Origin of the sequence: Chelativorans intermedius (genome assembly GCF_025398255.1) — a bacterium.
In the GTDB taxonomy this organism is placed as follows: domain Bacteria; phylum Pseudomonadota; class Alphaproteobacteria; order Rhizobiales; family Rhizobiaceae; genus Chelativorans; species Chelativorans intermedius.
The window spans coordinates 159,284-180,685 of sequence record NZ_JAODNW010000010.1; the positions used below are offsets into that span (position 1 = coordinate 159,284).

Here is a 21,402-nt window from a genome sequence, read left to right on the forward strand (position 1 = left end):
CCGGGCAGGGCGGTCCGTGCGGCCGCCCTGTCGAAGCCTGGGAGGATCTTGATGACCGACTTGAGCAAGGAAGAGGGCGCGGGCGAGCAGTTTGCCCAGTTCGAGCCCGTCTCGCGCGGGCCGCTGGCCGTCTTGCAGCGCTTTCTTCACGCCAATCCGACGATGGTCCCGTTCATCGTGCTGGTGCTGTCGGCGGCGGTGTTCGGGCTGATCGCGCCCAACTTCTTCTCGGCCTTCAACCTGTCTCTCATCATGCAGCAGGTGGCGATCGTCGGCACGCTGGCGGCGGCGCAGAGCCTCGTCATCCTGACTGCCGGCATCGACCTGTCGGTGGCCGCCGTCATGGTCATGATATCGGTCATCATGGGCCGGCTGTCGGTGGATTTCGGCGTGCCGGTGCCGCTTGCCATTCTCGTGGGCATGGTCTGCGGGTTGATCACCGGCGCCATCAACGGCCTTCTGGTGACGCTGGTGCGCCTGCCTCCCTTCATCACCACGCTGGGCACGTGGAACGTGTTCCTCGCGCTCAACTACTATTTCTCGGGCCGTGAGACCATCCGCTCGCAGACGCTGGATGCCGAGGCGCCGCTGCTGAAGCTCTTCGGCGAGCGTTTCGAGATCGGCGGTGCCGTGCTCACATGGGGCGTGGTGCTGATGATCGTCGTCTTCCTCGTCCTCTGGTACGTGCTGCAATACACGGCCTGGGGGCGGCGCGTCTATGCTGTGGGCGACGACAAGGAGGCGGCCGAACTCGCCGGCATCCGCACCGACCGGGTTCTCGTCTCGGTCTATATGGTGGCCGGGTTCATCGTGGCACTTGCCGCCTGGTCCTCGATCGGCCGCGTCGGCTCGGTCTCGCCCACCTCCTTCTTCGAGGCCAATCTGCAATCCATCACCGCGGTGGTGATCGGCGGCATCTCGCTGTTCGGCGGCCGCGGCTCCATCCTCGGGCCGATGCTGGGAGCCCTCATCGTCGGCGTCTTCAATTCCGGTCTCAGGCTGGCCGGCGTGGAGGTGCTGTGGCAGCTCTTCGCCACGGGCTGGCTCATCATCCTGGCGGTGGCTATCGACCAGTGGATCAGAAAGGTATCGGCATGACGGCGGAACCGATCCTCAAGGCACGCAACCTCGTCAAGCGCTACGGCCATGTGGTGGCGCTCGACAGGGCGGATTTCGACCTCTATCCCGGCGAGGTTCTGGCGGTGATCGGCGACAACGGCGCCGGCAAGTCGACGCTCATCAAGGCCCTGTCGGGCGCCATCCAGGTCGACAGCGGCGAGATCACGCTGAACGGCAGGCCCGTGAACTTCGCCTCGCCCCTGGCTGCCCGGCAGGCCGGCATAGAGACGGTCTATCAGACACTGGCCCTCTCGCCGGCCCTGTCGATCACGGACAACATGTTCATGGGCCGCGAGATCCGCAAGCCCGGCCTTCTCGGGCGGGTCTTCAAGATGCTGGATCATGCCGAGATGGAGCGGCAGGCGCGCCGCAAGCTCGCCGAGCTCGGGCTCCTGACGATCCAGAACATCAACCAGGCGGTGGAAACGCTCTCCGGCGGCCAGCGCCAGGGCGTGGCCGTGGCGCGCGCCGTGGCCTTCGGCTCCAAGGTCGTGTTCATGGACGAGCCGACGGCCGCCCTGGGGGTGAAGGAGTCGCGGCGCGTGCTCGACCTGATCCAGGACGTGCGCGCCCGTGGCCTTCCCATCGTGCTGATTTCGCACAACATGCCGCACGTCTTCGAGGTGGCCGACCGCATCCATATCCACCGGCTCGGCCGGCGCCTGTGCGTCATCAATCCCAAGGACTACACCATGTCCGACGCCGTGGCCTTCATGACGGGTGCGAAGGAGCCGCCGGCCGAGGCGCTGGCCGCCTGAGCCGGCCCCTCCCGGCGCGTCAGCCCTGCCGCGCCAGCTCCGTTGCGACCAGCATGCGCAGCCGCTCGGCAAGCGGCGAGAGCGGGCGGTCCCTGAGCGTGAGAAGGTGATAGGGCGACACGACGATCGTCTCGCGCAGCGCCAGCACGCAAAGCGCCGGCCTGCCGTCGTCGCCGCCCAGCAGGTCCGACACCTCGCGCGACAGGGGCGCGATGGCATCGCTCGTTACCAGATGCGCGATCATCGCCAGCAGCGACGTGGTGTTGATGACGTCGCGCGGCAGCGCCGCGCCGGCTTCGAGAAACGCCTGCTCCACCGCCAGCCGCACCGGCGCACCGCGCGACTGCATGATCCATTCGAAGCCCGTCAGCTCCGCCAGACGCACGGCCTTGCGTCCGGCCAGGGGATGGCCGCGGCGCACCACGAGATCGACCAGTTCCTCCCGCCCCCGCGCGACGATGAAATCGGCGGGGTCGTGAGGCGGCGGCACGCGGCCGAGCACGAAGTCGAAATGACCGGCCAGAAGGTCGCGCACCAGCTCGTCGCTCGGCGCCACGTCGATATGCACCTCCGCATCGGGAGCGGCCGCCTTCAGCTTCTGGATGGCCGGTATCACGTAGCCCACCGCCGCGCCGGTGACGGCGCCCACGCGCACCTGCCCGCTGCGCCCACCCTTGAAATCCTCCACCTCCCGCACCGCCTGGCGCAGCGTCGTCAGCAAGGTCTCGGCACGGCGCACCAGCATGTGCCCCACGGCGGTGGGTTCCATGCCGCGTGCGTGCCGCTCGAACAGGGGCGCGCCAACGATCGCCTCGATCTGCGCGAGCATGCGCGAGGCGGCCGGTTGCGTCATGGATAGGGCGGCCGCGGCGGGGCTGAGCTGTCCCTGTTCGGCAATTGCCGCGATCAGGCGGAAATGAGCAAGCTTCAACGGGGTGCGGGAATGGGCGGGCATGGGAGAGATATATCATTTCTGGTATGAGTATAAACAGAAAATGCATTTGATTGGTATATGGTCCTCCCATAGTTTGCGCGCCGGATCAGGGGATCCGCTCGTTGTGAAAACACCACCATCGGGTGCGGCCGGGTGCGCGGGCATCGGGCCGGGCCCTTTGGCCTTGGGGAGGATTTCAATGAAAAGGATAACGTCTCTCGTCGCCGCGCTGGCGCTCGGGGCAAGCGTCTTCACCGGCACCGCCACAGCCCAGGAGAAGGGCTATGTGGGCATCGCCATGCCCACCAAATCGTCGGCGCGCTGGATCTCGGACGGCAACTCGATGGTCGAGCAGTTCGAGGCCGCCGGTTACACCACCGACCTGCAATATGCCGAGGATGACATTCCCAACCAGCTCGCCCAGATCGAGAACATGATCACCAAGGGCGTCGACGTGCTGGTCATCGCGGCCATCGACGGCACCACGCTTTCCAACGCGCTGGAAAACGCCAATGCCGCCGGCATCAAGGTCATCGCCTATGACCGCCTGATTCGCGACAGCGCGCATGTCGACTACTATGCCACCTTCGACAATTTTCAGGTGGGCGTGCAGCAAGGCACCTCGCTCGTGGAAGGGCTGAAGGAGCGCTTCCCCGACCAGAAGCCCTGGAATGTCGAGCTGTTCGGCGGTTCGCCGGACGACAACAACGCCTATTTCTTCTATGACGGCGCCATGTCGGTGCTGCAGCCGCTGATCGACGCCGGCGACATCGTCATTCCCTCCGAGCAGATGGGCATGGACACGGTGGGCACGCTGCGCTGGGACGGCGCGGTGGCCCAGGCGCGTATGGACAACCTTTTGTCCGCCTTCTACACCGACAGGCAGGTGCACGGCGTCCTTTCGCCCTATGACGGCCTGTCCATCGGCATCCTGTCGTCCCTGAAGGGCGTGGGCTATGGCTCCGGCGACCTCAAGATGCCCATCGTCACCGGACAGGACGCCGAGATTCCCTCGGTCAAGTCGATCCTTGCCGGCGAGCAGTATTCCACCATCTTCAAGGACACGCGCGAGCTCGCCCGTGTCACCGTGGGCATGGTGGATGCCCTGCTCCAGGGCGGCGAGCCGGAGATCAACGACACGGAGACCTATAACAACGGCGTCAAGGTGGTGCCCTCCTATCTGCTGGAGCCCGTGCTCGTCGATGCCGACAACTGGAAAGACGTACTGATCGGCTCCGGCTACTACACCGAAGACCAGATCAACTGAGCAAAGAAAGCGCGGTCCGGCCCGCCCGCTGCCTGCGGGCGGGCCGCTGCGGCAAAGAACGATCCCATGGAATCGATTCTGGAGATGCGCGGCATCACCAAGAGCTTTCCCGGCGTGAAGGCTCTGGATGATGTGAACCTGAAGGTGGCGCGCGGCGAGATTCATGCCCTGGTGGGCGAGAACGGCGCCGGCAAATCCACGCTGATGAAGGTCCTGAGCGGGGTCTATCCGCATGGCTCCTACGAGGGCGAGATCACCTTCGAGGGCAAGCCCGTTGCCTTCTCCGGCATTGCCGACAGCGAGCGTGTCGGCATCATCATCATTCACCAGGAGCTGGCGCTGGTGCCGCTGCTGTCGATCGCCGAGAACATCTTCCTCGGCAACGAGATCGTGCGTGGCGGGGTGATCGACTGGCCGGAGACCAATGCGCGCACGGAAAAGCTGCTGAGGAAGGTGGGGCTCGACGAAAGGCCCTCCGCCCTGGTGGACACGCTGGGGGTGGGCAAGCAGCAGCTTGTGGAGATCGCCAAGGCGCTGTCGAAGGAGGTGAAACTCCTGATCCTGGACGAGCCGACCGCCGCGCTGCAGGAAAACGACAGCCAGAAGCTTCTCGACCTGCTGCTCGAGTTCAAGGCGCAGGGCATCTCCTCCATCCTCATCTCGCACAAGCTCAACGAGGTGAGCCGGGTCGCCGATTCCATCACCGTGCTGCGCGATGGCCGCACGGTCTCCACCCTCGACTGCCACAGCGAAGCCATCAGCGAGGAGCGCATCATCCGCGACATGGTGGGCCGCGACATGGCCCATCGCTATCCCGAGCGCACACCGCGCATCGGCGAAACGCTCCTGGAGGTGAAGGACTGGAACGTCTGGCATCCCCTCCACGCGGACCGCCAGGTGATCCGCAATGCCTCGCTCAAGGTGGCAGCCGGAGAGATCGTCGGCATCGCCGGGTTGATGGGTTCCGGGCGCACCGAGCTGGCCATGAGCCTGTTCGGCAGAAGCTATGGCCGCAACATTTCCGGCACGGTCAGGCTGCGCGGCCAGGAGATCGACGTGTCCACCGTCGGCCGCGCCATCGATGCGGGCATCGCCTATGTGACGGAGGATCGCAAGGCGCTGGGCCTCATTCTGGAAGAGGACGTGCTGCGCAACACGACCCTGGCCAACCTTGCGCGCGTCTCCAGAAGCGGCGTGATCAACGATGCCGAGGAACGCCAGGTGGCCGAGGGCTATCGCAGGCGGCTCGGGGTGCGCACGCCCACCGTCTTCCAGAAGGTCATGAACCTTTCGGGCGGCAATCAGCAGAAGGTGGTTCTCGCCAAGTGGCTGTTCACCGAGCCCGAGGTGCTGATCCTCGACGAGCCGACGCGGGGCATCGACGTCGGTGCGAAATTCGAGATCTACAACATCATGAACGAGCTGGCGGACGAGGGGAAGGGCGTCATCATGATCTCTTCAGAGATGCCGGAGCTGCTCGGCATGTGCGACCGAATCTATGTCATGAACGAAGGTGCCATACAGGGCGAGCTTTCCCGCGACGAGGCAAGCCAGGAGAAGATCATGTCGATGATCGTGAGGTCCAAGGAAAATGTCTGAACTCTCCGCGCGCGACAAGAAGGCCGGCGAGGCCCGAGGCGAGGGAGCCGCGCTCTCGATCGGCGGCCATTTCAGGGGGCATCTGCGCGAGTATGGCATGCTGCTCGCGCTGGTCGTCATCATGGTTTTCTTTCAGATCGTCACCGACGGCACGCTGATGCGGCCGGTCAACCTGACGAACCTGATCCTGCAGAACAGCTACATCGTCATCATGGCGCTGGGCATGCTGCTGGTCATCGTGGCCGGCCACATCGACCTGTCGGTCGGGTCGGTCGTCGGTTTCATCGGCGCCGTGGCGGCGGTCATGCTGGTGCATTACGAGCTGCCTGCGCTCTTCGTCATTCCCGCCTGCCTGGTGCTCGGCATCGCCATCGGCGCGGCGCAGGGCTATTGGATCGCCTATTGGCGCATTCCTTCCTTCATCGTCACGCTTGCCGGAATGCTGGTCTTTCGCGGGCTCACCCTGTGGGTGCTGCAGGGGCAGTCCGTGGGTCCGTTCCCGCGCAGCTTCCAGCTGCTCAGCACCGGCTTCGTGCCGGACCTGTTCGGGCCGGACAGGCCCAACATCACGGCCATCCTCCTGGGGGCGGCGACGGCGGCGGCCATCGTCTTTCTCGCCATGCGCAACCGGCGCCGCCACGTCCAGTACGGCATCGAGGACGAGCCCTTCGCCTTCTTCGTGGCGAAGAACGGCCTGATCGCGGCGGCCATCGTCTTCCTGTCCTACATGCTGGCCACCTATCGCGGGTTTCCCAACGTGCTGATCACGATGGCGGTGCTGACGGCCATCTACACCTTCATCACCAATTCCACGACGCTTGGCCGGCGCATCTATGCGCTGGGTGGCAACGAGAAGGCGGCCAAGCTGTCCGGTATCCAGACGGAGCGCCTCACCTTCCTCACCTTCGCCAATATGGGCATGCTGGCCGCGCTTGCCGGCCTCATCTTCGCTGCCCGTCTCAACACGGCCACGCCGAAGGCGGGCGTTGCCTTCGAGCTCGACGTGATTGCCGCCGTCTTCATCGGCGGGGCGTCGATGTCCGGCGGTGTCGGCAAGATCGTCGGTGCCGTGGTCGGCGCCTTCATCATGGGCGTGATGAACAACGGCATGTCGATCCTCGGCATCGGCATAGACTATCAGCAGGTTATCAAGGGGCTTGTGCTGCTCGCCGCCGTGATCTTCGATGTCTACAACAAGAACAAGTCGAGCTGAGGAGGAGGCGATGCACCTGTCGCAGTTGAAGAAAGGCGGGGTGATCTGCCGCCGGGGCGACGATGCGCGGCTGGTCGCCGGCGCGCAGACTGTCTATGCGCTGGCCGTGGAAGCCGTCGAAGGGGCGCGCAAGCTGGCCGATGTCGTGGCCGACCACGGGTTCGGCGAGGCGGTGGATCTTGCCGCGCTCGCCGCTTCGGGCGAGCTCGACGTGCCGGTGCGCCATCCCGACCCCGCGCACATGTTCCTGACGGGAACGGGCCTCACCCATCTGGGGTCCGCTTCCGCGCGCGATGCCATGCATGCCGAGGCGGACACCGCCGGCATGACCGATTCCATGAAGATGTTCAAAATGGGCATCGAGGGCGGCAGGCCTGAGCCCGGCCAGGAGGGGGTTCAGCCCGAATGGTTCTACAAGGGCACGGGCGTGGGCGCCGTCGCGCCGGGCGAGCCGCTCGCCTCGCCCTCCTTCGCGCTCGACGGCGGAGAGGAGCCGGAGATTGCCGGCCTCTATCTGATCGGCCGGAGCGGAAAGCCCCATCGCATCGGGTTCGCGCTCGCCAACGAGTTCTCCGACCACGTGACGGAGCGGATCAACTATCTCTATCTCGCCCACTCGAAGCTGCGTCCCGCCTCCTTCGGGCCGGAGCTTCTGGTGGGCGATCTGCCGGCCGACATTCGCGGCACCTCGCGCATCCTGCGCCAGGGCCGGGTGATCTGGGAAAAGCCGTTCCTCTCCGGCGAGGACAACATGTCCCACACGATTGCCAATCTCGAACATCATCACTTCAAATACGGCCTGTTCTGCCAGCCTGGCGACCTGCACGTGCACATGTTCGGCACGGCCACGCTTTCCTTCGCCGACGGCATCTCGTGCCGCGAGGGCGATGTCTTCGAGATCGAAGCCGCCGGTTTCGGCCTGCCGCTGAGGAACCCGCTGGCGCGGGAGGAAAGGCGCGACACGACCGTGACGGCGCTTTGAGAACGGGATCGGCCGGCCGCCGCCAGGCCGGATGGTCCTCGCCCCGCACCGGCCTGCGGCCCGACGAAGAAAGCCGGCCGGAAGGCCGGATCCGAAAGGAAACCTGAACGCATGAACGCATTCACACCCAAGTCCTGGCCGCGCAAGCTGCGCTCGCAGGAGTGGTTCGGCGGCACATCGCGCGACCACATCTACCATCGCTCCTGGATGAAGAACCAGGGCCTTCCGGCCGATCTCTTCGACGGGCGCCCGGTGATCGGCATCTGCAACACCTGGTCGCAGCTCACGCCCTGCAACGCGCATCTGCGCGACCTTGCCGAGCGCGTGAAGCACGGCATCTACGAGGCGGGCGGGCTGCCGCTGGAGTTCCCGGTCTTCTCCACCGGCGAGAGCGCGCTGCGCCCGACCGCCATGATGTTCCGAAACCTTGCTGCCATGGATGTGGAGGAGGCGCTGCGCGGCAATCCGCTCGACGGGGTGGTGCTGCTCGCCGGCTGCGACAAGACAACGCCGGCCCTGCTGATGGGGGCGGCCAGCGCCGACCTGCCGGCCATCCTCGTCTCCGGCGGCCCCATGCTCAACGGCTGGTTCCGCGGCGAGCGGGTGGGCTCCGGCACCGCGCTGTGGCAGATGTCGGAAGCCGTGAAGGCCGGCACCATGAGCCGCGAAGACTTTCTGGAGGCCGAGCAGGCCATGAGCCGCTCGCCCGGCTCCTGCAACACCATGGGCACGGCCTCCACCATGGCCTCCATGGCCGAAGCGCTCGGCATGGCGCTTTCCGGCAACGCCGCCATTCCCGCCGTCGACAGCCGCCGGCGCGTGATGGCCCATCTGTCGGGCCGGCGCATCGTCGAGATGGTGAAGCAGGACCTGCGACCCTCCCACATTCTCACCCGCAAGGCGTTTGAAAACGCCATCCGCGTCAACGGCGCCATTGGCGGATCCACCAATGCGGTGATTCACCTGCTCGCCATTGCCGGGCGCGTCGGCGTCGACCTGTCCCTCGACGACTGGGACAGGCTGGGTCGGGACATCCCCACCATCGTCAACCTGATGCCTTCGGGCAAATATCTGATGGAGGAGTTTTTCTACGCCGGCGGGCTTCCCGTGGTCATCAGGATGCTGGGCGAGGGGGGCAAGCTGCACCGCGACGCGCTGACCGTCTCCGGCGGCCCGATCTGGGACGAGGTGAAGGATGTCCGCAACTGGAACGAGGATGTGATCCGCCCCGTCGAGAGGGCATTGACGGCACAGGGCGGCATTGCCGTTCTGCGCGGCAATCTGGCGCCGCGGGGGGCGGTGCTGAAGCCGTCCGCCGCCTCGCCGCACCTCATGCGCCATCGCGGGCGTGCCGTGGTTTTCGAGGATATCGACGACTACAAGGCGAGGATCGGCGACGAGGCGCTGGACGTGGACGAGACCTGCGTGCTCGTGCTGAAGAACTGCGGTCCGAAGGGCTATCCCGGCATGGCGGAGGTGGGCAATATGGGCCTGCCGCCCAAGGTCCTGCGCAAGGGGGTGACGGACATGGTGCGCATTTCCGACGCCCGCATGTCAGGCACGGCCTATGGCACCGTCGTCCTGCACACCACGCCCGAGGCGGCCGAGGGCGGGCCTCTCGCGGTGGTGCGGGATGGCGACATGATCGAGATCGACGTGCCGGCCCGCCGCCTGCATCTCGACATCCCGGAGGCAGAGCTCGAACGGCGGCTGGCGGCGTGGAAACCGGCGGTGCAACGCCCGGAGAGCGGCTATGCGCGGCTGTTCCACGATCACGTCCTCGGCGCCGATCAGGGCGTCGATTTCGATTTCCTGAAAGGCTGCCGGGGTCATCCGGTGCCGCGGGATTCGCATTAGCGCAAAGGCCGCTTCACCGCACGAGGAGAGAGGCATTCCATGAACACGATGAAGATTGCCGTCGCCGGCATCGGCAAGATCGCGCGAGATCAGCATCTGCCGTCCATCGCCCGCTCCTCCGCCTTCGAACTGGCGGCCGCCGTCAGCCGTCACGGAACGGTGGAGGGCGTCGACAATTTCACCGACCTCGACGCCTTCCTGAAGGCGCGGGAGGATGTGCCGGCGGTGGCGCTGTGCGTCCCCCCGGCGCCGCGCTATGCCATGGCCGTGGCGGCCATCCGCGCCGGCCGCCACGTGCTTCTGGAAAAGCCGCCCGGCGCCACGGTGGGCGAGGTGGAGGCGCTGGCGGAGCTGGCGCGGCAGAACGGCGTGACGCTGTTCGCCACATGGCACTCGCGCTTTGCGCCCGCTGTCGAGCCCGCCCGCCGCTGGCTTGCCGGCAAGACCATCCGCCATGTCGAGATCGTCTGGAAGGAGGATGTGCGCCGGTGGCATCCCGGGCAGGCATGGATCTGGGAGGCCGGCGGCTTCGGCGTCTTCGATCCGGGCATCAACGCGCTGTCCATCCTTACGGCCATCGTGCCGCCGGTCTTCGTCACGCGCGCCACGCTGGAGGTGCCGGAAAACCGCCGCATGCCCATCGGTGTCGCCTTGTCGATGGAAAGCCTTGCGGGCTTTGCCGTCGAGGCGGTCTTCGACTGGCGGCAGGAAGGACCGCAGACCTGGGAAATCCGCATCGACACCGATGCGGGCGCCCTGGTGCTGGCCGATGGCGGCAGTCGCATGTCGGTCGATGGCGACGAGCGCCAGGGCGGGCTGGAGGCCGAATATGACGGCATCTATCAGCACTTCGCGGCCCTCGTGGAAAAGGGCGAAAGCGATGTCGATGTTGCGCCGCTCAAGCTCGTGGCGGACGCATTTCTTGTCGGCCGCCAGGTCGACGTCGCGCCTTTTCACGAATAGATAGGGGCCATCTCGCCAGAACGCTCTCTCACGGAAGGAACGGGACATGTCGCACGATTTCAAGCCGCACGGAAAGCACCTGATCGCCGGCGCGTGGGTGGCGAGCGAAAGCACCTTCTCTTCCGATCCCGTCACCGGGCCCGCCCACCAGTTCTCGGTCGGCACGGCGGCGGAGGTGGACAGGGCGGCGCAGGCCGCGGAGGAAGCCTTCTGGGCTTACGGCTATTCGAGCCGCGAGAGCCGCGCCGCCTTCCTGAATGCCATTGCAGACGAGATCGAGGCGCGCGCCGAGACCATCGCGGACATAGCCACGCGCGAGACCGGCCTGCCGGAAGCGCGCATCAACGCCGAGCGCGGCCGCACCACCGGCCAGCTTCGCCTGTTTGCCCGGCACATCGAAAAGGGCGCGTATCTCGACCGCCGCCATGATCCCGCCGACCCGCAGCGCCAGCCCCTGCCGAAGCCGGACCTGAAGCTGATGCAGCTTCCCGTCGGCCCGGTGGGTGTGTTCGGCGCTTCCAACTTCCCGCTCGCCTTCTCCACGGCGGGCGGCGACACGGCTTCGGCACTGGCCGCCGGCTGTCCGGTCATCGTCAAGGGCCATCAGGCCCACCCCGGCACCGGCGAGATCGTGGCCGAGGCGATCCTTGCCGCCATCGAGAAGACCGGCCAGCACCCTGGCGTCTTCTCCCTCATCCAGAGCAACCTGCGGGAGGCGGGCGAGGCGCTTGTCACACATCCGCTCGTCAAGGCCGTGGGCTTCACCGGCTCGCTGGGCGGCGGGCGCGCGCTCTTCAACCTGGCCGCCGGCCGCCCGGAACCCATCCCCTTCTATGGCGAGCTCGGCTCGGTCAATCCGGTGTTCCTGTTGCCAGCGGCCCTTGCCGCGCGGGCGGCGAAGATCGGCGAGGGCTGGGCTGCCTCGCTCACCATGGGGGTCGGACAGTTCTGCACCAATCCCGGCGTGGCGGTGGCGCTCGATGGCCCGAATGTCGATGCGTTTCTGGAGGCGGCCCAGGCCGCGCTTGAAAAGGTCGCCGAACAGCCCATGCTGACGGCGGGCATTGCCGAGGCCTATCGCAAGGGGCGCGACCGTGCGCTCGGTCTCAACTGCGCCCGCGCCCGCCTGGCGGCGAAGGCGGAAGGCCGCAACGCCGGACCGGTTCTGCTGGAGACCACCGGCGAGGAGTGGCGCGCCAATCCTGCCCTCCATGAGGAGGTCTTCGGCCCCTTCGGCCTCGTGGTGCGCGCAAAGGACGAGGAGGAGATGCGCCAGATCGCCCACGGCATGGAAGGTCAGCTCACCTGCACGCTGCACATGGAGGAGGCCGACACGGCGCTCGCCGCCTCGCTCATGCCCATCCTTTCGCGCAAGGCCGGCCGGCTGATTGCCAACGGCTTCCCCACCGGCGTGGAGGTGAGCGACGCCATGATGCATGGCGGGCCCTATCCGGCCAGCACCAATGCCTCCACCACCTCGGTGGGCACCCTGGCCATCCGCCGCTTCCTGCGCCCCGTCGCCTATCAGGACATGCCGGCCGCCCTTCTGCCGGAAGACCTGAAGGGCTGAGCGCCGATGGCCGCGCCCGCCTTCTGCGCCGCCATCGACTGGGGCACAACCAACATGCGCCTGTGGCTTCTGGATGGCCATGGCGGCGTGCTGGCGGCCCGCTCCAGCGGGGAGGGGATGCGCGCCTGCCTGCCCGACCGCTTCGAGGCGGTGATGGAGGCGCATCTTTCGGCACTGGGTGCGGCGCCCGACCTGCCGGTGGTGGTCGCCGGCATGGCCGGCGCCCGCGGTGCCTGGCGTGAGGCGGCCTATCGCGACACGCCCGCCGCGCTCGACACGCTCCATGCCCATGCAGTGCGCGTCGAAGGGGCAGGGCGCGACGTGCGCATTCTGCCCGGTGTCTGTCAGCGCGAGGCGGGCAGGGAAGACGTGATGCGCGGCGAGGAAACGCAACTTGCCGGCGCCGTGGCGCAGGGCCAGCGCTCCGGCCTGTTCTGCATGCCGGGCACCCATTCCAAGTGGGTGCGTGTCGAGGATGGCCGGCTTCTCGCCTTTACCACCTTCATGACCGGCGAGCTTTTCGCCCTGATGAGCGAGCATTCCATCCTGCGCGACATGCTGGGACAGGACGGCGGCAGCCCGCATTCCCCCGATTTCCGCGCCGCCGTGGAGGAGCTCCAGGCCGACGGCGCGGGACTGACCGGAAAGCTCTTCTCGATCCGTGCCGCCAGCCTGCTGGGCAGGGCGCCGGCGGACCCGCGGGCGCGCCTTTCGGGCCTTCTCGTCGGGGCGGAGATTGCCGCCGCCCGCGGCATGATCGGGGATGAGACGGCCGTCGTGCTGGTGGGCGGCGGTGTCCAGGGCGCGGCCTACGAGGCCGCGCTTGCTGCGGCCGGGATCGCCTGCCGCACCATGGATGGCGAAAGCCTGGTGCGCCGGGGCCTGTTCAACGCCGCAACGGCGCTGTGGCCGGAAAGGAGAACAGCATGAATCGCATCGCCTGGCCGAAGCTTACCCGCGATCTGGTGGCCATTCTGCGCGGACTGAGGCCCGAGGAGGCGCCGGCCATCGTCGGCGCCCTGGTCGAGGCGGGTTTTGAGGCCATCGAGGTGCCGCTCAATTCGCCCGATCCCTTCCGTTCCATCGAGGCGGCGCGCCGGCTGGCGCCCGAGGGCGTGCTCATTGGTGCGGGCACCGTGCTTTCTGTGGAGGAGGTGGATCGCCTGAACGATGCCGGGGGCAATCTGCTGGTCAGCCCCAATGTCGATCCGGCGGTGATCGCCCGCGCCGGCCGGCACGGCATGATCACCATGCCCGGCGTCTTCTCGCCCACCGAGGCGCTTGCCGCCGTATCGGCCGGGGCCTCCGCGCTCAAGTTCTTTCCCGCCTCCGTGCTCGGCCCCAAGGGCATCAAGGCCATCATGGCCGTATTGCCCGACGGGGTGCCGGTGGGCGCGGTTGGCGGCGTTTCCGAGCGCGATTTCGTCGCCTATGCAGCCGTAGGCGTGCGCACCTTCGGCCTCGGGTCGAGCCTCTACAGGCCGGCCGCGGATGCCGCCGAAGTCGCCACAAGGGCCCGCGCCGCGGTTGCCGCTTACGACGCCGTGTTCGGCGGCTGATCTTGCTTTGCGAAACGGGAACGGCGCTGTTGACGTCGTTTGGTTTTTGCGGCACATTCCTAAAACGTTTTAGAAGACGATCGAACAAGATCTAAAACGTTTTGGCCTGGAAACGGCCAATCGGGGAGGAATGTTTGCGTCGCAGGAGCACGCTCAAGGAGCTGGCAGCCGCGCTCGACCTTTCGGTCGCCACGGTGTCGCGCGCGCTGGGCGGCTATGAGGACATTGCCGTGGAGACCCGCCGCCGCGTGGCCGAGAAGGCCCGCGAGATGGGATACGTGCCCAACATGGCCGGCCGCATGCTGGTCTCCGGCAAGAGCGGTTTCGTCGGGCTGGTTCTGCCCATTCGCGGGCCGAACTTCGTCGATTCCTTCCTTGGCCAGTTCGTGACCGGGCTGGGCGAGGGGCTGGTGGCCAAGGGTGTGGACCTGATGATCGCCACCGCGTCGGCCGGCCAGTCGGAGCTTGAGGTTCTGGAGCGCCTCGTTCATTCCGGCCGTGTCGACGGCGTGGTGCTGACGCGCATCGCGGAGAAGGACGAGCGCGTCGCCTTCCTGATGGAGAAGCGCTTTCCCTTCGTCCTGCACGGGCGGCTTTCCGACGAGGATGCGCCCTATAGCTGGCTCGACACCAGCGGCGAGGCAGCCTTCCTGCAGGCATTCCGTTGTCTTTATTCGCTGGGCCACCGGCATTTCGGTCTCGTGACGATCAGCGACAGCATGACCTTCCGCCGCCACCGCGAATCGGGGCTCGAAGCGGGCATAGCCGAGATCGGCGACCCCACGGTGCGGCTGGCGATTGCGCGGTCGCCGCGCTTTGACGACGACGCGCATCGCGCCGCCATCCGCCGCATGCTGTCTGCGCCGGAGCGTCCCACGGCGGTGATCGGCCTGTTCGACGAGCTGGCGCTGATGACGATGCGCGAGGCACAGGCCATGGGCCTTCGCGTGCCGGAGGATCTTTCGGTCGTCGGTTTCGACAACGTTCCCGCGGCGGGCTTTTCCTCGCCCGGCCTGACGACCTTCGACCAGGCGACGCGCGAGAGCGGGCGCGAGATCGCCGACATGTTGACCCGTCTGATCGAGGACGGGCGAAGCGGGCCGCTGTCGAGTCTCAAGGTGCCCCGCTTCATAGAGCGCGGCAGCCATGGGCCGGCACCGTCGCCGGCAGGCGGCCGCCCGCGCATCAGGCAAGTCTAGAAAGGGAGAGAGACGATGAAGAAACCCACGATGAAGAGGCTGGCAAGCGCGCTGCTTGCAGGCGGCACGCTTGCCGCGATGGCAGGAAGCGCACAGGCCGACATCCTGTTCTGGTCCACTCAGGCCAAGCCGGTGGAGGAGACGCAGGCCATGCGTGAGCAGGTGCTTTCGGGCTTCTCGGAGTCGGTCGACTACCAGGCGAGCGATACCGGCCCGTGGCTCACCCGCATCCAGGCGGAGCTGGAGGCCGGGCAGGGCACGATCGGTCTTCTGGGCGGCCTGCACGGCGATTTCACCACCCTGGCGGACAATCTCGTCGATCTGTCCGATGTCGATCTGGGCGGCGTGTCCGTGAACGACACCTTTCAGCAGCTTGGCCGTCTCGGCACCGACGAGCAGAAATATCTGCCCTGGATGCAGGCCACCTACATCATGGCGGCCAACCGCAAGGCGCTCGACTATCTGCCCGAGGGCGCCGACATCAACGCGCTCACCTATGACGAGCTGATCGCCTGGATGAAGACGCTTGCCGAGGAGACCGGCGGGCCGAAGTTCGGCTTTCCTGCCGGGCCGAAGGGGCTCAAGCACCGCTTCTTCCAGGGCTATCTCTATCCCTCCTACACCGACTCCATGGTCACCAAGTTCCGCTCTGCAGAGGCGGAGGAAGCCTGGAACAAGTTCAAGGAGCTGTGGGCCTACACCAACCCCGCTTCCACCAGCTTCGCCTTCATGCAGGAGCAGCTTCTGACCGAGGAGGTGTGGGTGGCCTTCGACCACACGGCACGGCTGGCCGAAGCCTTCAACCAACGGCCGGACGACTTCGTCGCCTTCCCGGCGCCTGCCGGCCCGACGGGGCGCGGCTTCATGCCGGTGGTGGCCGGTGTGGCCGTGCCCGAGACGGCGCCGGACATGGAAAAGGCGAAGGCGCTCGCCGCCTACATGCTGAAGCCCGAGACGCAGATCGCCACGCTGAGGGCCACCAACTTCTTCCCCGTCGTCGATGTCGAACTGCCGGACGACATGCCGGCGGCCGTCAGGATCTCGGGCGCCGCCATTGCGGCCATGTCGGGGGCCGAGGATGCCAATCCCGGCCTGCTCCCCATGGGGCTGGGCGACCTCGGCGGCAAGTTCAACCAGGTCTATAACGACACGTTCGAGCGCATCGTGCTGGCGGGCCAGGATGTGCGCGCCGTGCTCGACGATCAGGCCGAGGCGCTGCGCGCCATCATGGAGGAGGCGGGCGCGCCCTGCTGGGCGCCCGACGAGCCTTCCGAGGGTGCCTGCCCGGTCGAATAAGGCTTCTGAAGCCTCCCGCCCGGCTGCAGGTCGGGCGGGGTTTGCACCGATGTCCCGGAGGTGAGCGCACCCCGCCTGCTGCCGCCGACGCCTTGAGATGACGGTGGCAGCAGGGGCCGGTGCCCGCCCCAGCGCTGGGACCTGAGACAAGGGACCGAGGAATGGAACAGCGCTCGCTGCCCTATCTGCTGCTTCTGCCGGCCACGCTCTTCCTGTGCGTGTTCTTCATCTATCCTTTTCTGCTGGTCGCCTGGCAGGCGGTCTCGCAGGATGGCAGCTTCACGCTCGAGCACTTCCGCACCATGGCCGACCACTGGAAGTTCTCCACCGCCTTCTGGAATACCATCCTTCTGGCGATGGCGGTGGTGCCACTGCAGCTTGCGCTGGCATTGTTGATGGCGACGCTGGTCACCCGCATGGGGGCGGGCCGCGACGTCATCCTCTACATCTGGACGATCCCGCTCGGCATCTCGGATCTGGCCGCCGGCATCATCTGGCTCGCCATCTTCGAGCAGACGGGTTTCCTGAACAGCATCCTCTCGAGCCTCGGCCTGATCGACCAGCCGACCACCTGGCTCGGCTATCAGGACAAGGCAACCATCTTCATCGCCGTCGTGCTGGCCGAGCTGTGGCGCGCGACGGCCATCGTGCTCGTCATCCTGGTGGCCGGCATGGGGCTGATCCCGAAGGAGTATTACGAGGCTGCGGAGGTTTTCGGCGCCGGCCCGTGGAAGCGCTTCGTGCGCATCACCCTGCCGCTGCTGCGGCCCAGCATCCAGACCGCGCTCATCCTGCGCACCATCCTCGCCTTCGAGGTGTTTGCGGTGGTGGCGGCCCTCGGCGGCACGAACCTGCCGGTGCTGATGGGCGAGACCTATGTCTGGCAGTTCGATCTGCAGGACAGGCATGTGGCGGCGGCCTATGCGCTGGTCATCCTCGCCATCTCCATCGCCTTCACTCTGGTCTTCCTGCGCACGCTGCGCGTACCCAAGGAGGCTCGGATATGACCACCGCCACCGCAACCGCCGCCGCGACGGCGGCCGACATCCGCAGGCCGGCGCGGCTTCTCTTCGCTGCCACGATCGTGTTGCTGTGCGCCTGGGTGCTCGCACCCATCTATCTGCTGACGGTCAACGCGCTGTCCTCGCCCGATCAGGTGAACGCCTTCCCCAAGAGCTTCGTGCCCGGCTTCGAGATGGGCAGCATCACCTTCTTCCTGCAGTTCGGCGGCGTTCTCAGGGCGCTCTTCAACTCCATTCTGGTGGCCGGCATCACCATGGTGCTGGCCATCGGGCTGGGCGCGCCGGCGGGCTACGCGCTGTCACGCTTCGAGTTTCGGGGCAAGGGCACCTTCCGCATCATGGTGCTGATGACCCGTGCCTTCCCCCTGCCGCTGCTTGCCCTGCCGCTGGCGGTCATGTTCATCCGCACCGGGCTCGACGACACGGCCATCGGCCTGGCGATCGTGCACACCACGCTGGCGCTGCCCTTTGCCGTGCTCATCACCTTCTCGCTTTTTTCCGGCATCCCCGTGGAGCTGGAAGAAGCGGCCTGGACGCTCGGCTGCACGCGGCTGCAGGCGTTCTACAAGGTGGTGCTGCCGCTCGTTCTTCCGGGCATCGCCGCATCGGCCGTCTTCGCCTTCGTCATTTCCTGGAACGAGGTGTTCGCCGCTGCCGTGCTGACCATCGAGAACCGCACGCTGACCGCGTTCCTCCTGCAGAATCTCGATGTCTCGCCGCTCCACCTGAAGTTTGCCGGCGGCGCCGTCCTCGTCGTGCCGGCGCTGATCTTCATCTTCGCCGTGCGCAAATATCTCTTCGCCATGTGGGGCATCGCCAACCGATAGGGGAGCTTGAAACCATGGCCGAAATCTCCATCAGAAACGTCGCCAAGCGCTTCGGCGACTTCACCGCCCTCCACTCCATCGACCTTACCGTCGAGGATCAGGAGTTCATGGTGCTGCTCGGCGCCTCCGGCTGCGGAAAGACCACGCTCCTGCGCATCATCGCGGGGCTGGAGACGCCGAGCCAGGGCGAGGTGTGGATCGGCGGGCGGCGCGTCGACCATCTGCCGCCCCGCCAGCGCGGCATCGCCATGGTGTTTCAGAACTACGCGATCTTTCCCCACCTCACCGTGTTCGAGAACATCGCCTTCGGGCTGAGGATGCAGAAGCTGCCGCAGGCCGAGATCGACCGTCGCGTCACGCGCACGGCGGAGCTCATGCATATCGGCCAGCTTCTCAAGCGCTACTCCGGCCAGCTTTCGGGCGGCCAGCGCCAGCGCGTGGCCGTGGCCCGGGCGCTGGCCATGGAGCCGGACGTGATCCTGATGGATGAGCCGCTGTCCAATCTCGATGCCTTGCTCCGGCTCGAAATGCGTGCCGAGCTGAAGGGCGTGCTGGCCGAAAGCAAGACCACGACCATCTATGTGACCCACGATCAGGTGGAGGCGATGAGCCTGGCAGACCGCATTGCCGTGATGAACCAGGGCAGGATCGTGCAGGCTGCGGAGCCCATCGAGGTGTACCGCAACCCGGCGGCGCGCTTCGTCGGCTCCTTCATCGGCAATCCGCCGATGAACTTCCTGCCCGCCAGGAAGGCCGACAACGGCTCCTGGCAGGTGGCGGGGGTGCGCTTCGACGGCCCGCAGGCCGAGCGCGAGGAAATCGCCTTCGCGATCCGACCCGAGGACCTGCATCCGGCGGAGGACGGCCTGCCGGCCAAGGTGCGCGTCGTCGAGCCGCTGGGCCCGCATGTGCTGGCCACCTGCGAGGTGGAAGGCCATCTCTTCCGCGCCGTGCTGGACAGCGATATACGGCTCAGGCGCGGCGACACGGTCAAGCTGGCGCCCATGCCGCAGCGCATCCGCTGGTTCGACCCCGAAAGCGAAGAATCCCTGCAACCCCATCGATAGAGCGTGACATGAATCGAGAACACCGCGCGCGCCTTGCCAGTCAGGCGGCGCAAATCCTGCGTGAGAACGACCGCGGCGCCTATACGGTGCCCACCAAGGGCCTCTATCCCTTTCAGTGGAACTGGGACTCCTGCCTGACCGCACTGGGCTTTGCCTCCTTCGACGAGGACCGGGCCTGGCGGGAGATGGAGACCCTGTTCGCCCACCAGTGGCCGGACGGCATGGTGCCGCACATCGTCTTCCACCAGGAGGACGAGGGCTATTTCCCCGGACCGGAGGTGTGGCAGACCGAGCGTCCGGTGCCCACCTCGGGCATCACCCAGCCGCCGGTGGCGGGCTTTGCCGCCCGGCGCATCCATGAGCGCTCGGCCGACAAGGCGGAAAGTGCCCGGCGCGCGGCCGCTCTGGTGAAGAAGATCGACCGCTGGCACGCCTTCCTCTACACCGCGCGCGACCCACGCCGCGAGGGGCTGGTGGCCATCATCCACCCCTGGGAGTCGGGGCGCGACAACGCGGTCGATTGGGACGAGCCCTTCCGCCGTGTGCCGCATGAGGGCATTGCCCCCTACCGGCGGCGCGATGTGGAGCACGCTGACCCCGCCCACCGGCCGACCAAGGAGCAGTATGACCGCTATCTCTGGCTGCTCGAACATTTCCGCCACCACGGCTGGGACAACGAGCTGCTGCACGATGTTTCGCCCTTCCGCGTCGTCGATCCGGGCTTCAATGCCATCCTTATCCGCTCCTGTGCCGATCTTGCCGCGCTGGCGGAGGAACTCGGGATGGACGCGATCGCCCGCGCCAACCGGGCGCGCGCCGAGAAGGGGCTGAAGGCGCTGGAAAGGCTGTGGAGCGAAGCCCATGGCCAGTATCTGTGCCTCGACCGCACGACGGACGCGCTTATCGACAGCCCGTCCGTGGGCGGGCTCATCCCGCTGCTTGCCGCGATTCCCGAGGTGCGCGCCCGCGCGCTGGGCAGCCGCATCGAGGCGCTTGGCGCGCGTTGCCGCTTTGTGGTGCCGAGCCATGATCCGGCCGACCCGCGTTTCGATGCCAAGCGCTACTGGCGCGGGCCGGCCTGGCTCATCGTCAACTATCTGATTGCCGACGGGCTTGTGGCCGCCGGCATGGATCGGGTGGCCGAGGCGATCCGCGCTTCCAGCCTGGAGCTCATCGAGAAAGGTGGCTTTGCCGAATATTACGATCCCATGACGGGCGAGCCCTGCGGCGGCAACCGGTTCACCTGGACGGCAGCCATGGTGCTGGAGTTCCTGAACGGCGCGGCGCGCCAGCCGGCGCCTGCCTGAGCCCGCGAGGTTCAGAAACCGAACAGCTCGGCCGGGTTGTCCACCAGAACCCTCTGGTGGTGCTCCCGCGGCACCCAGCCGAGCACCGTGTCGAGGAGCACGGCATCGTCCGGGTAGTCGGCGGTGCGTCTGACGAGGTTGTGCGGCCAGTTGGTGCCCCAGATGATGCGCTCGGGCGCGTGGGCCGCCATTTCCCGCGCCACGGCGGCGATGTCCTCGTAGTGCGGCGGGCCCGCGCGCGAGGACTCGTAGCAGCCGGCGAACTTGAACCAGCAGTTGCCCCGGTCGATCAGGCGTTTCAGCGCCGCAATCTCGGGCGATGACGGGGCGACGCCGGAGAAGAACTTGCCGTGGTGGTCGATGATGAAGCGGCTCTGGAGCCTTTCGAGCCGCGGCAGGTGGTCGAGCAGGCGGCTGCCGTCGAACTGCACGGCAAGGCACCAGCCGAAGGCGCGGGCACGGGCTTCCACGGCCTCCAGCGCCTCCAGCCCCACCGCGCCGCCTGGCAGATCCATGATGCGCGCGCCCCGCACGCCGGCAGCGGCGAGCCGTTCCATCTCCGCGTCCGGTGTCTGGCCTGTAATCACCGCCACGCCACGCGCCACAGACCCCATTTCCGCAAGGCAGGCCAGGAGATTGGCATTGTCGGCCTGGTGGGCGTTGCCCTGGGTGATGACCACGCGCTCGATGCCGAGCCACGCCATCACCTTGCGATAGGCGTCGGGGCCGGGCAAGCCCTCCGGCAGGTCCGGCCCGCCGGGCAGGGCGGGAAAGCCTGGCAGATACATGTGCATCTGCGTATCGGTGGCGCCGGTCGGCATCGGCGTCCGGGGTCTTGCGCCCGACAGCTTCCGTTTGATCAC

At 66.9% G+C, this 21,402-nt stretch carries 19 protein-coding genes; 17 read left to right on the forward strand and 2 right to left on the reverse strand.

The genetic code is table 11. The annotated features are described in order from the left end of the window. The first annotated feature begins 51 nt into the window (after positions 1–51). Together NYR58_RS09845 and NYR58_RS09850 are read left to right on the forward strand one after the other, a co-directional pair. Positions 52–1,098 carry an ABC transporter permease gene (locus tag NYR58_RS09845; RefSeq protein ID WP_261520417.1) on the forward strand — a complete coding sequence of 349 codons (1,047 nt, stop codon included), beginning with the start codon at positions 52–54 and terminating at the stop codon, positions 1,096–1,098. Continuing rightward, positions 1,095–1,877 carry an ATP-binding cassette domain-containing protein gene (locus tag NYR58_RS09850; RefSeq protein WP_261520418.1) on the forward strand — a complete coding sequence of 261 codons (783 nt, stop codon included), beginning with the start codon at positions 1,095–1,097 and terminating at the stop codon, positions 1,875–1,877. The genes NYR58_RS09845 and NYR58_RS09850 overlap by 4 nt, the downstream gene beginning before the upstream one ends. A gap of 19 nt (positions 1,878–1,896) precedes the next feature. Here the strand turns inward: NYR58_RS09850 and NYR58_RS09855 are convergent, their stop codons facing one another. Then, entirely contained in the window at positions 1,897–2,832 is a 936-nt protein-coding gene (locus NYR58_RS09855; RefSeq protein WP_261520419.1) for a LysR family transcriptional regulator, read from the reverse strand. A 178-nt stretch (positions 2,833–3,010) separates the two neighbouring features. Here NYR58_RS09855 and chvE point away from each other — a divergent pair, with 178 nt between their 5' ends. From chvE to NYR58_RS09930, 15 genes are all read left to right on the forward strand, one after another. Beyond that, positions 3,011–4,078, forward strand: coding sequence for a multiple monosaccharide ABC transporter substrate-binding protein (gene chvE, locus NYR58_RS09860; protein ID WP_261520420.1), 1,068 nt, complete (start codon positions 3,011–3,013; stop codon positions 4,076–4,078). A 66-nt stretch (positions 4,079–4,144) separates the two neighbouring features. Beyond that, positions 4,145–5,677 (forward strand): multiple monosaccharide ABC transporter ATP-binding protein, encoded by a 1,533-nt coding sequence (gene mmsA, locus NYR58_RS09865; RefSeq protein ID WP_261520421.1) that lies wholly within the window; start codon positions 4,145–4,147, stop codon positions 5,675–5,677. Next, positions 5,670–6,890: a multiple monosaccharide ABC transporter permease gene (gene mmsB / locus NYR58_RS09870; RefSeq protein ID WP_261520422.1), complete on the forward strand. Its 1,221-nt coding sequence runs from the start codon at positions 5,670–5,672 to the stop codon at positions 6,888–6,890. The genes mmsA and mmsB overlap by 8 nt, the downstream gene beginning before the upstream one ends. A 10-nt stretch (positions 6,891–6,900) precedes the next feature. Then, on the forward strand, positions 6,901–7,872 hold the full coding sequence (gene araD1, locus NYR58_RS09875; protein ID WP_261520423.1) for an AraD1 family protein: 972 nt from the start codon (positions 6,901–6,903) through the stop codon (positions 7,870–7,872). Between the two features lie 111 nt (positions 7,873–7,983). Further along, a complete protein-coding gene (araD, locus tag NYR58_RS09880) occupies positions 7,984–9,729 on the forward strand; it encodes an L-arabinonate dehydratase (protein WP_261520425.1) in 1,746 nt (581 codons plus the stop codon). Between the two features lie 39 nt (positions 9,730–9,768). After that, positions 9,769–10,692, forward strand: a complete 924-nt coding sequence (locus tag NYR58_RS09885; RefSeq protein WP_261520427.1) for a Gfo/Idh/MocA family protein — start codon at positions 9,769–9,771, stop codon at positions 10,690–10,692. 46 nt (positions 10,693–10,738) lie between these two features. After that, positions 10,739–12,262 (forward strand): aldehyde dehydrogenase (NADP(+)), encoded by a 1,524-nt coding sequence (locus NYR58_RS09890; RefSeq protein WP_261520428.1) that lies wholly within the window; start codon positions 10,739–10,741, stop codon positions 12,260–12,262. Positions 12,263–12,268: 6 nt separating this feature from the next. Beyond that, positions 12,269–13,192, forward strand: coding sequence for a 2-dehydro-3-deoxygalactonokinase (locus tag NYR58_RS09895; RefSeq protein WP_261520429.1), 924 nt, complete (start codon positions 12,269–12,271; stop codon positions 13,190–13,192). Next, complete coding sequence (locus tag NYR58_RS09900; RefSeq protein WP_261520430.1) at positions 13,189–13,821, forward strand: 2-dehydro-3-deoxy-6-phosphogalactonate aldolase; 633 nt, start codon at positions 13,189–13,191, stop codon at positions 13,819–13,821. The genes NYR58_RS09895 and NYR58_RS09900 overlap by 4 nt, the downstream gene beginning before the upstream one ends. 134 nt (positions 13,822–13,955) lie before the next feature. Next, on the forward strand, positions 13,956–15,020 hold the full coding sequence (locus tag NYR58_RS09905; RefSeq protein ID WP_261520431.1) for a LacI family DNA-binding transcriptional regulator: 1,065 nt from the start codon (positions 13,956–13,958) through the stop codon (positions 15,018–15,020). 15 nt (positions 15,021–15,035) lie between these two features. After that, entirely contained in the window at positions 15,036–16,316 is a 1,281-nt protein-coding gene (locus tag NYR58_RS09910) for an ABC transporter substrate-binding protein (RefSeq protein ID WP_261520432.1), read from the forward strand. Positions 16,317–16,477: 161 nt separating this feature from the next. Next, positions 16,478–17,323 (forward strand): carbohydrate ABC transporter permease, encoded by an 846-nt coding sequence (locus NYR58_RS09915; protein ID WP_261520433.1) that lies wholly within the window; start codon positions 16,478–16,480, stop codon positions 17,321–17,323. Then, positions 17,320–18,165, forward strand: a complete 846-nt coding sequence (locus tag NYR58_RS09920; protein ID WP_261520434.1) for a carbohydrate ABC transporter permease — start codon at positions 17,320–17,322, stop codon at positions 18,163–18,165. The genes NYR58_RS09915 and NYR58_RS09920 overlap by 4 nt, the downstream gene beginning before the upstream one ends. Positions 18,166–18,179: 14 nt before the next feature. Continuing rightward, positions 18,180–19,232 carry an ABC transporter ATP-binding protein gene (locus tag NYR58_RS09925; RefSeq protein ID WP_261520435.1) on the forward strand — a complete coding sequence of 351 codons (1,053 nt, stop codon included), beginning with the start codon at positions 18,180–18,182 and terminating at the stop codon, positions 19,230–19,232. Positions 19,233–19,240: 8 nt separating this feature from the next. Then, positions 19,241–20,539: an MGH1-like glycoside hydrolase domain-containing protein gene (locus NYR58_RS09930; RefSeq protein ID WP_261520437.1), complete on the forward strand. Its 1,299-nt coding sequence runs from the start codon at positions 19,241–19,243 to the stop codon at positions 20,537–20,539. Between the two features lie 11 nt (positions 20,540–20,550). Here NYR58_RS09930 and NYR58_RS09935 read toward each other — a convergent pair whose 3' ends face one another. Continuing rightward, a complete protein-coding gene (locus tag NYR58_RS09935; protein WP_315903331.1) occupies positions 20,551–21,402 on the reverse strand; it encodes an amidohydrolase family protein in 852 nt (283 codons plus the stop codon).

Excerpts from the sequence above, each read along its gene's own strand:
- NYR58_RS09920 (WP_261520434.1), top strand. The coding sequence starts at position 17,320 with ATGACCACCGCCACCGCAACCGCCGCCGCGACGGCGGCCGACATCCGC.
- chvE (WP_261520420.1), top strand. The coding sequence starts at position 3,011 with ATGAAAAGGATAACGTCTCTCGTCGCCGCGCTGGCGCTCGGGGCAAGC.
- NYR58_RS09895 (WP_261520429.1), top strand. The coding sequence starts at position 12,269 with ATGGCCGCGCCCGCCTTCTGCGCCGCCATCGACTGGGGCACAACCAAC.
- NYR58_RS09850 (WP_261520418.1), top strand. The coding sequence starts at position 1,095 with ATGACGGCGGAACCGATCCTCAAGGCACGCAACCTCGTCAAGCGCTAC.
- NYR58_RS09910 (WP_261520432.1), top strand. The coding sequence starts at position 15,036 with ATGAAGAAACCCACGATGAAGAGGCTGGCAAGCGCGCTGCTTGCAGGC.
- NYR58_RS09855 (WP_261520419.1), bottom strand. The coding sequence starts at position 2,832 with ATGCCCGCCCATTCCCGCACCCCGTTGAAGCTTGCTCATTTCCGCCTG.
- NYR58_RS09925 (WP_261520435.1), top strand. The coding sequence starts at position 18,180 with ATGGCCGAAATCTCCATCAGAAACGTCGCCAAGCGCTTCGGCGACTTC.
- NYR58_RS09900 (WP_261520430.1), top strand. The coding sequence starts at position 13,189 with ATGAATCGCATCGCCTGGCCGAAGCTTACCCGCGATCTGGTGGCCATT.
- NYR58_RS09930 (WP_261520437.1), top strand. The coding sequence starts at position 19,241 with ATGAATCGAGAACACCGCGCGCGCCTTGCCAGTCAGGCGGCGCAAATC.
- NYR58_RS09890 (WP_261520428.1), top strand. The coding sequence starts at position 10,739 with ATGTCGCACGATTTCAAGCCGCACGGAAAGCACCTGATCGCCGGCGCG.
- mmsA (WP_261520421.1), top strand. The coding sequence starts at position 4,145 with ATGGAATCGATTCTGGAGATGCGCGGCATCACCAAGAGCTTTCCCGGC.
- mmsB (WP_261520422.1), top strand. The coding sequence starts at position 5,670 with ATGTCTGAACTCTCCGCGCGCGACAAGAAGGCCGGCGAGGCCCGAGGC.
- araD (WP_261520425.1), top strand. The coding sequence starts at position 7,984 with ATGAACGCATTCACACCCAAGTCCTGGCCGCGCAAGCTGCGCTCGCAG.
- NYR58_RS09915 (WP_261520433.1), top strand. The coding sequence starts at position 16,478 with ATGGAACAGCGCTCGCTGCCCTATCTGCTGCTTCTGCCGGCCACGCTC.
- NYR58_RS09845 (WP_261520417.1), top strand. The coding sequence starts at position 52 with ATGACCGACTTGAGCAAGGAAGAGGGCGCGGGCGAGCAGTTTGCCCAG.
- NYR58_RS09885 (WP_261520427.1), top strand. The coding sequence starts at position 9,769 with ATGAACACGATGAAGATTGCCGTCGCCGGCATCGGCAAGATCGCGCGA.
- araD1 (WP_261520423.1), top strand. The coding sequence starts at position 6,901 with ATGCACCTGTCGCAGTTGAAGAAAGGCGGGGTGATCTGCCGCCGGGGC.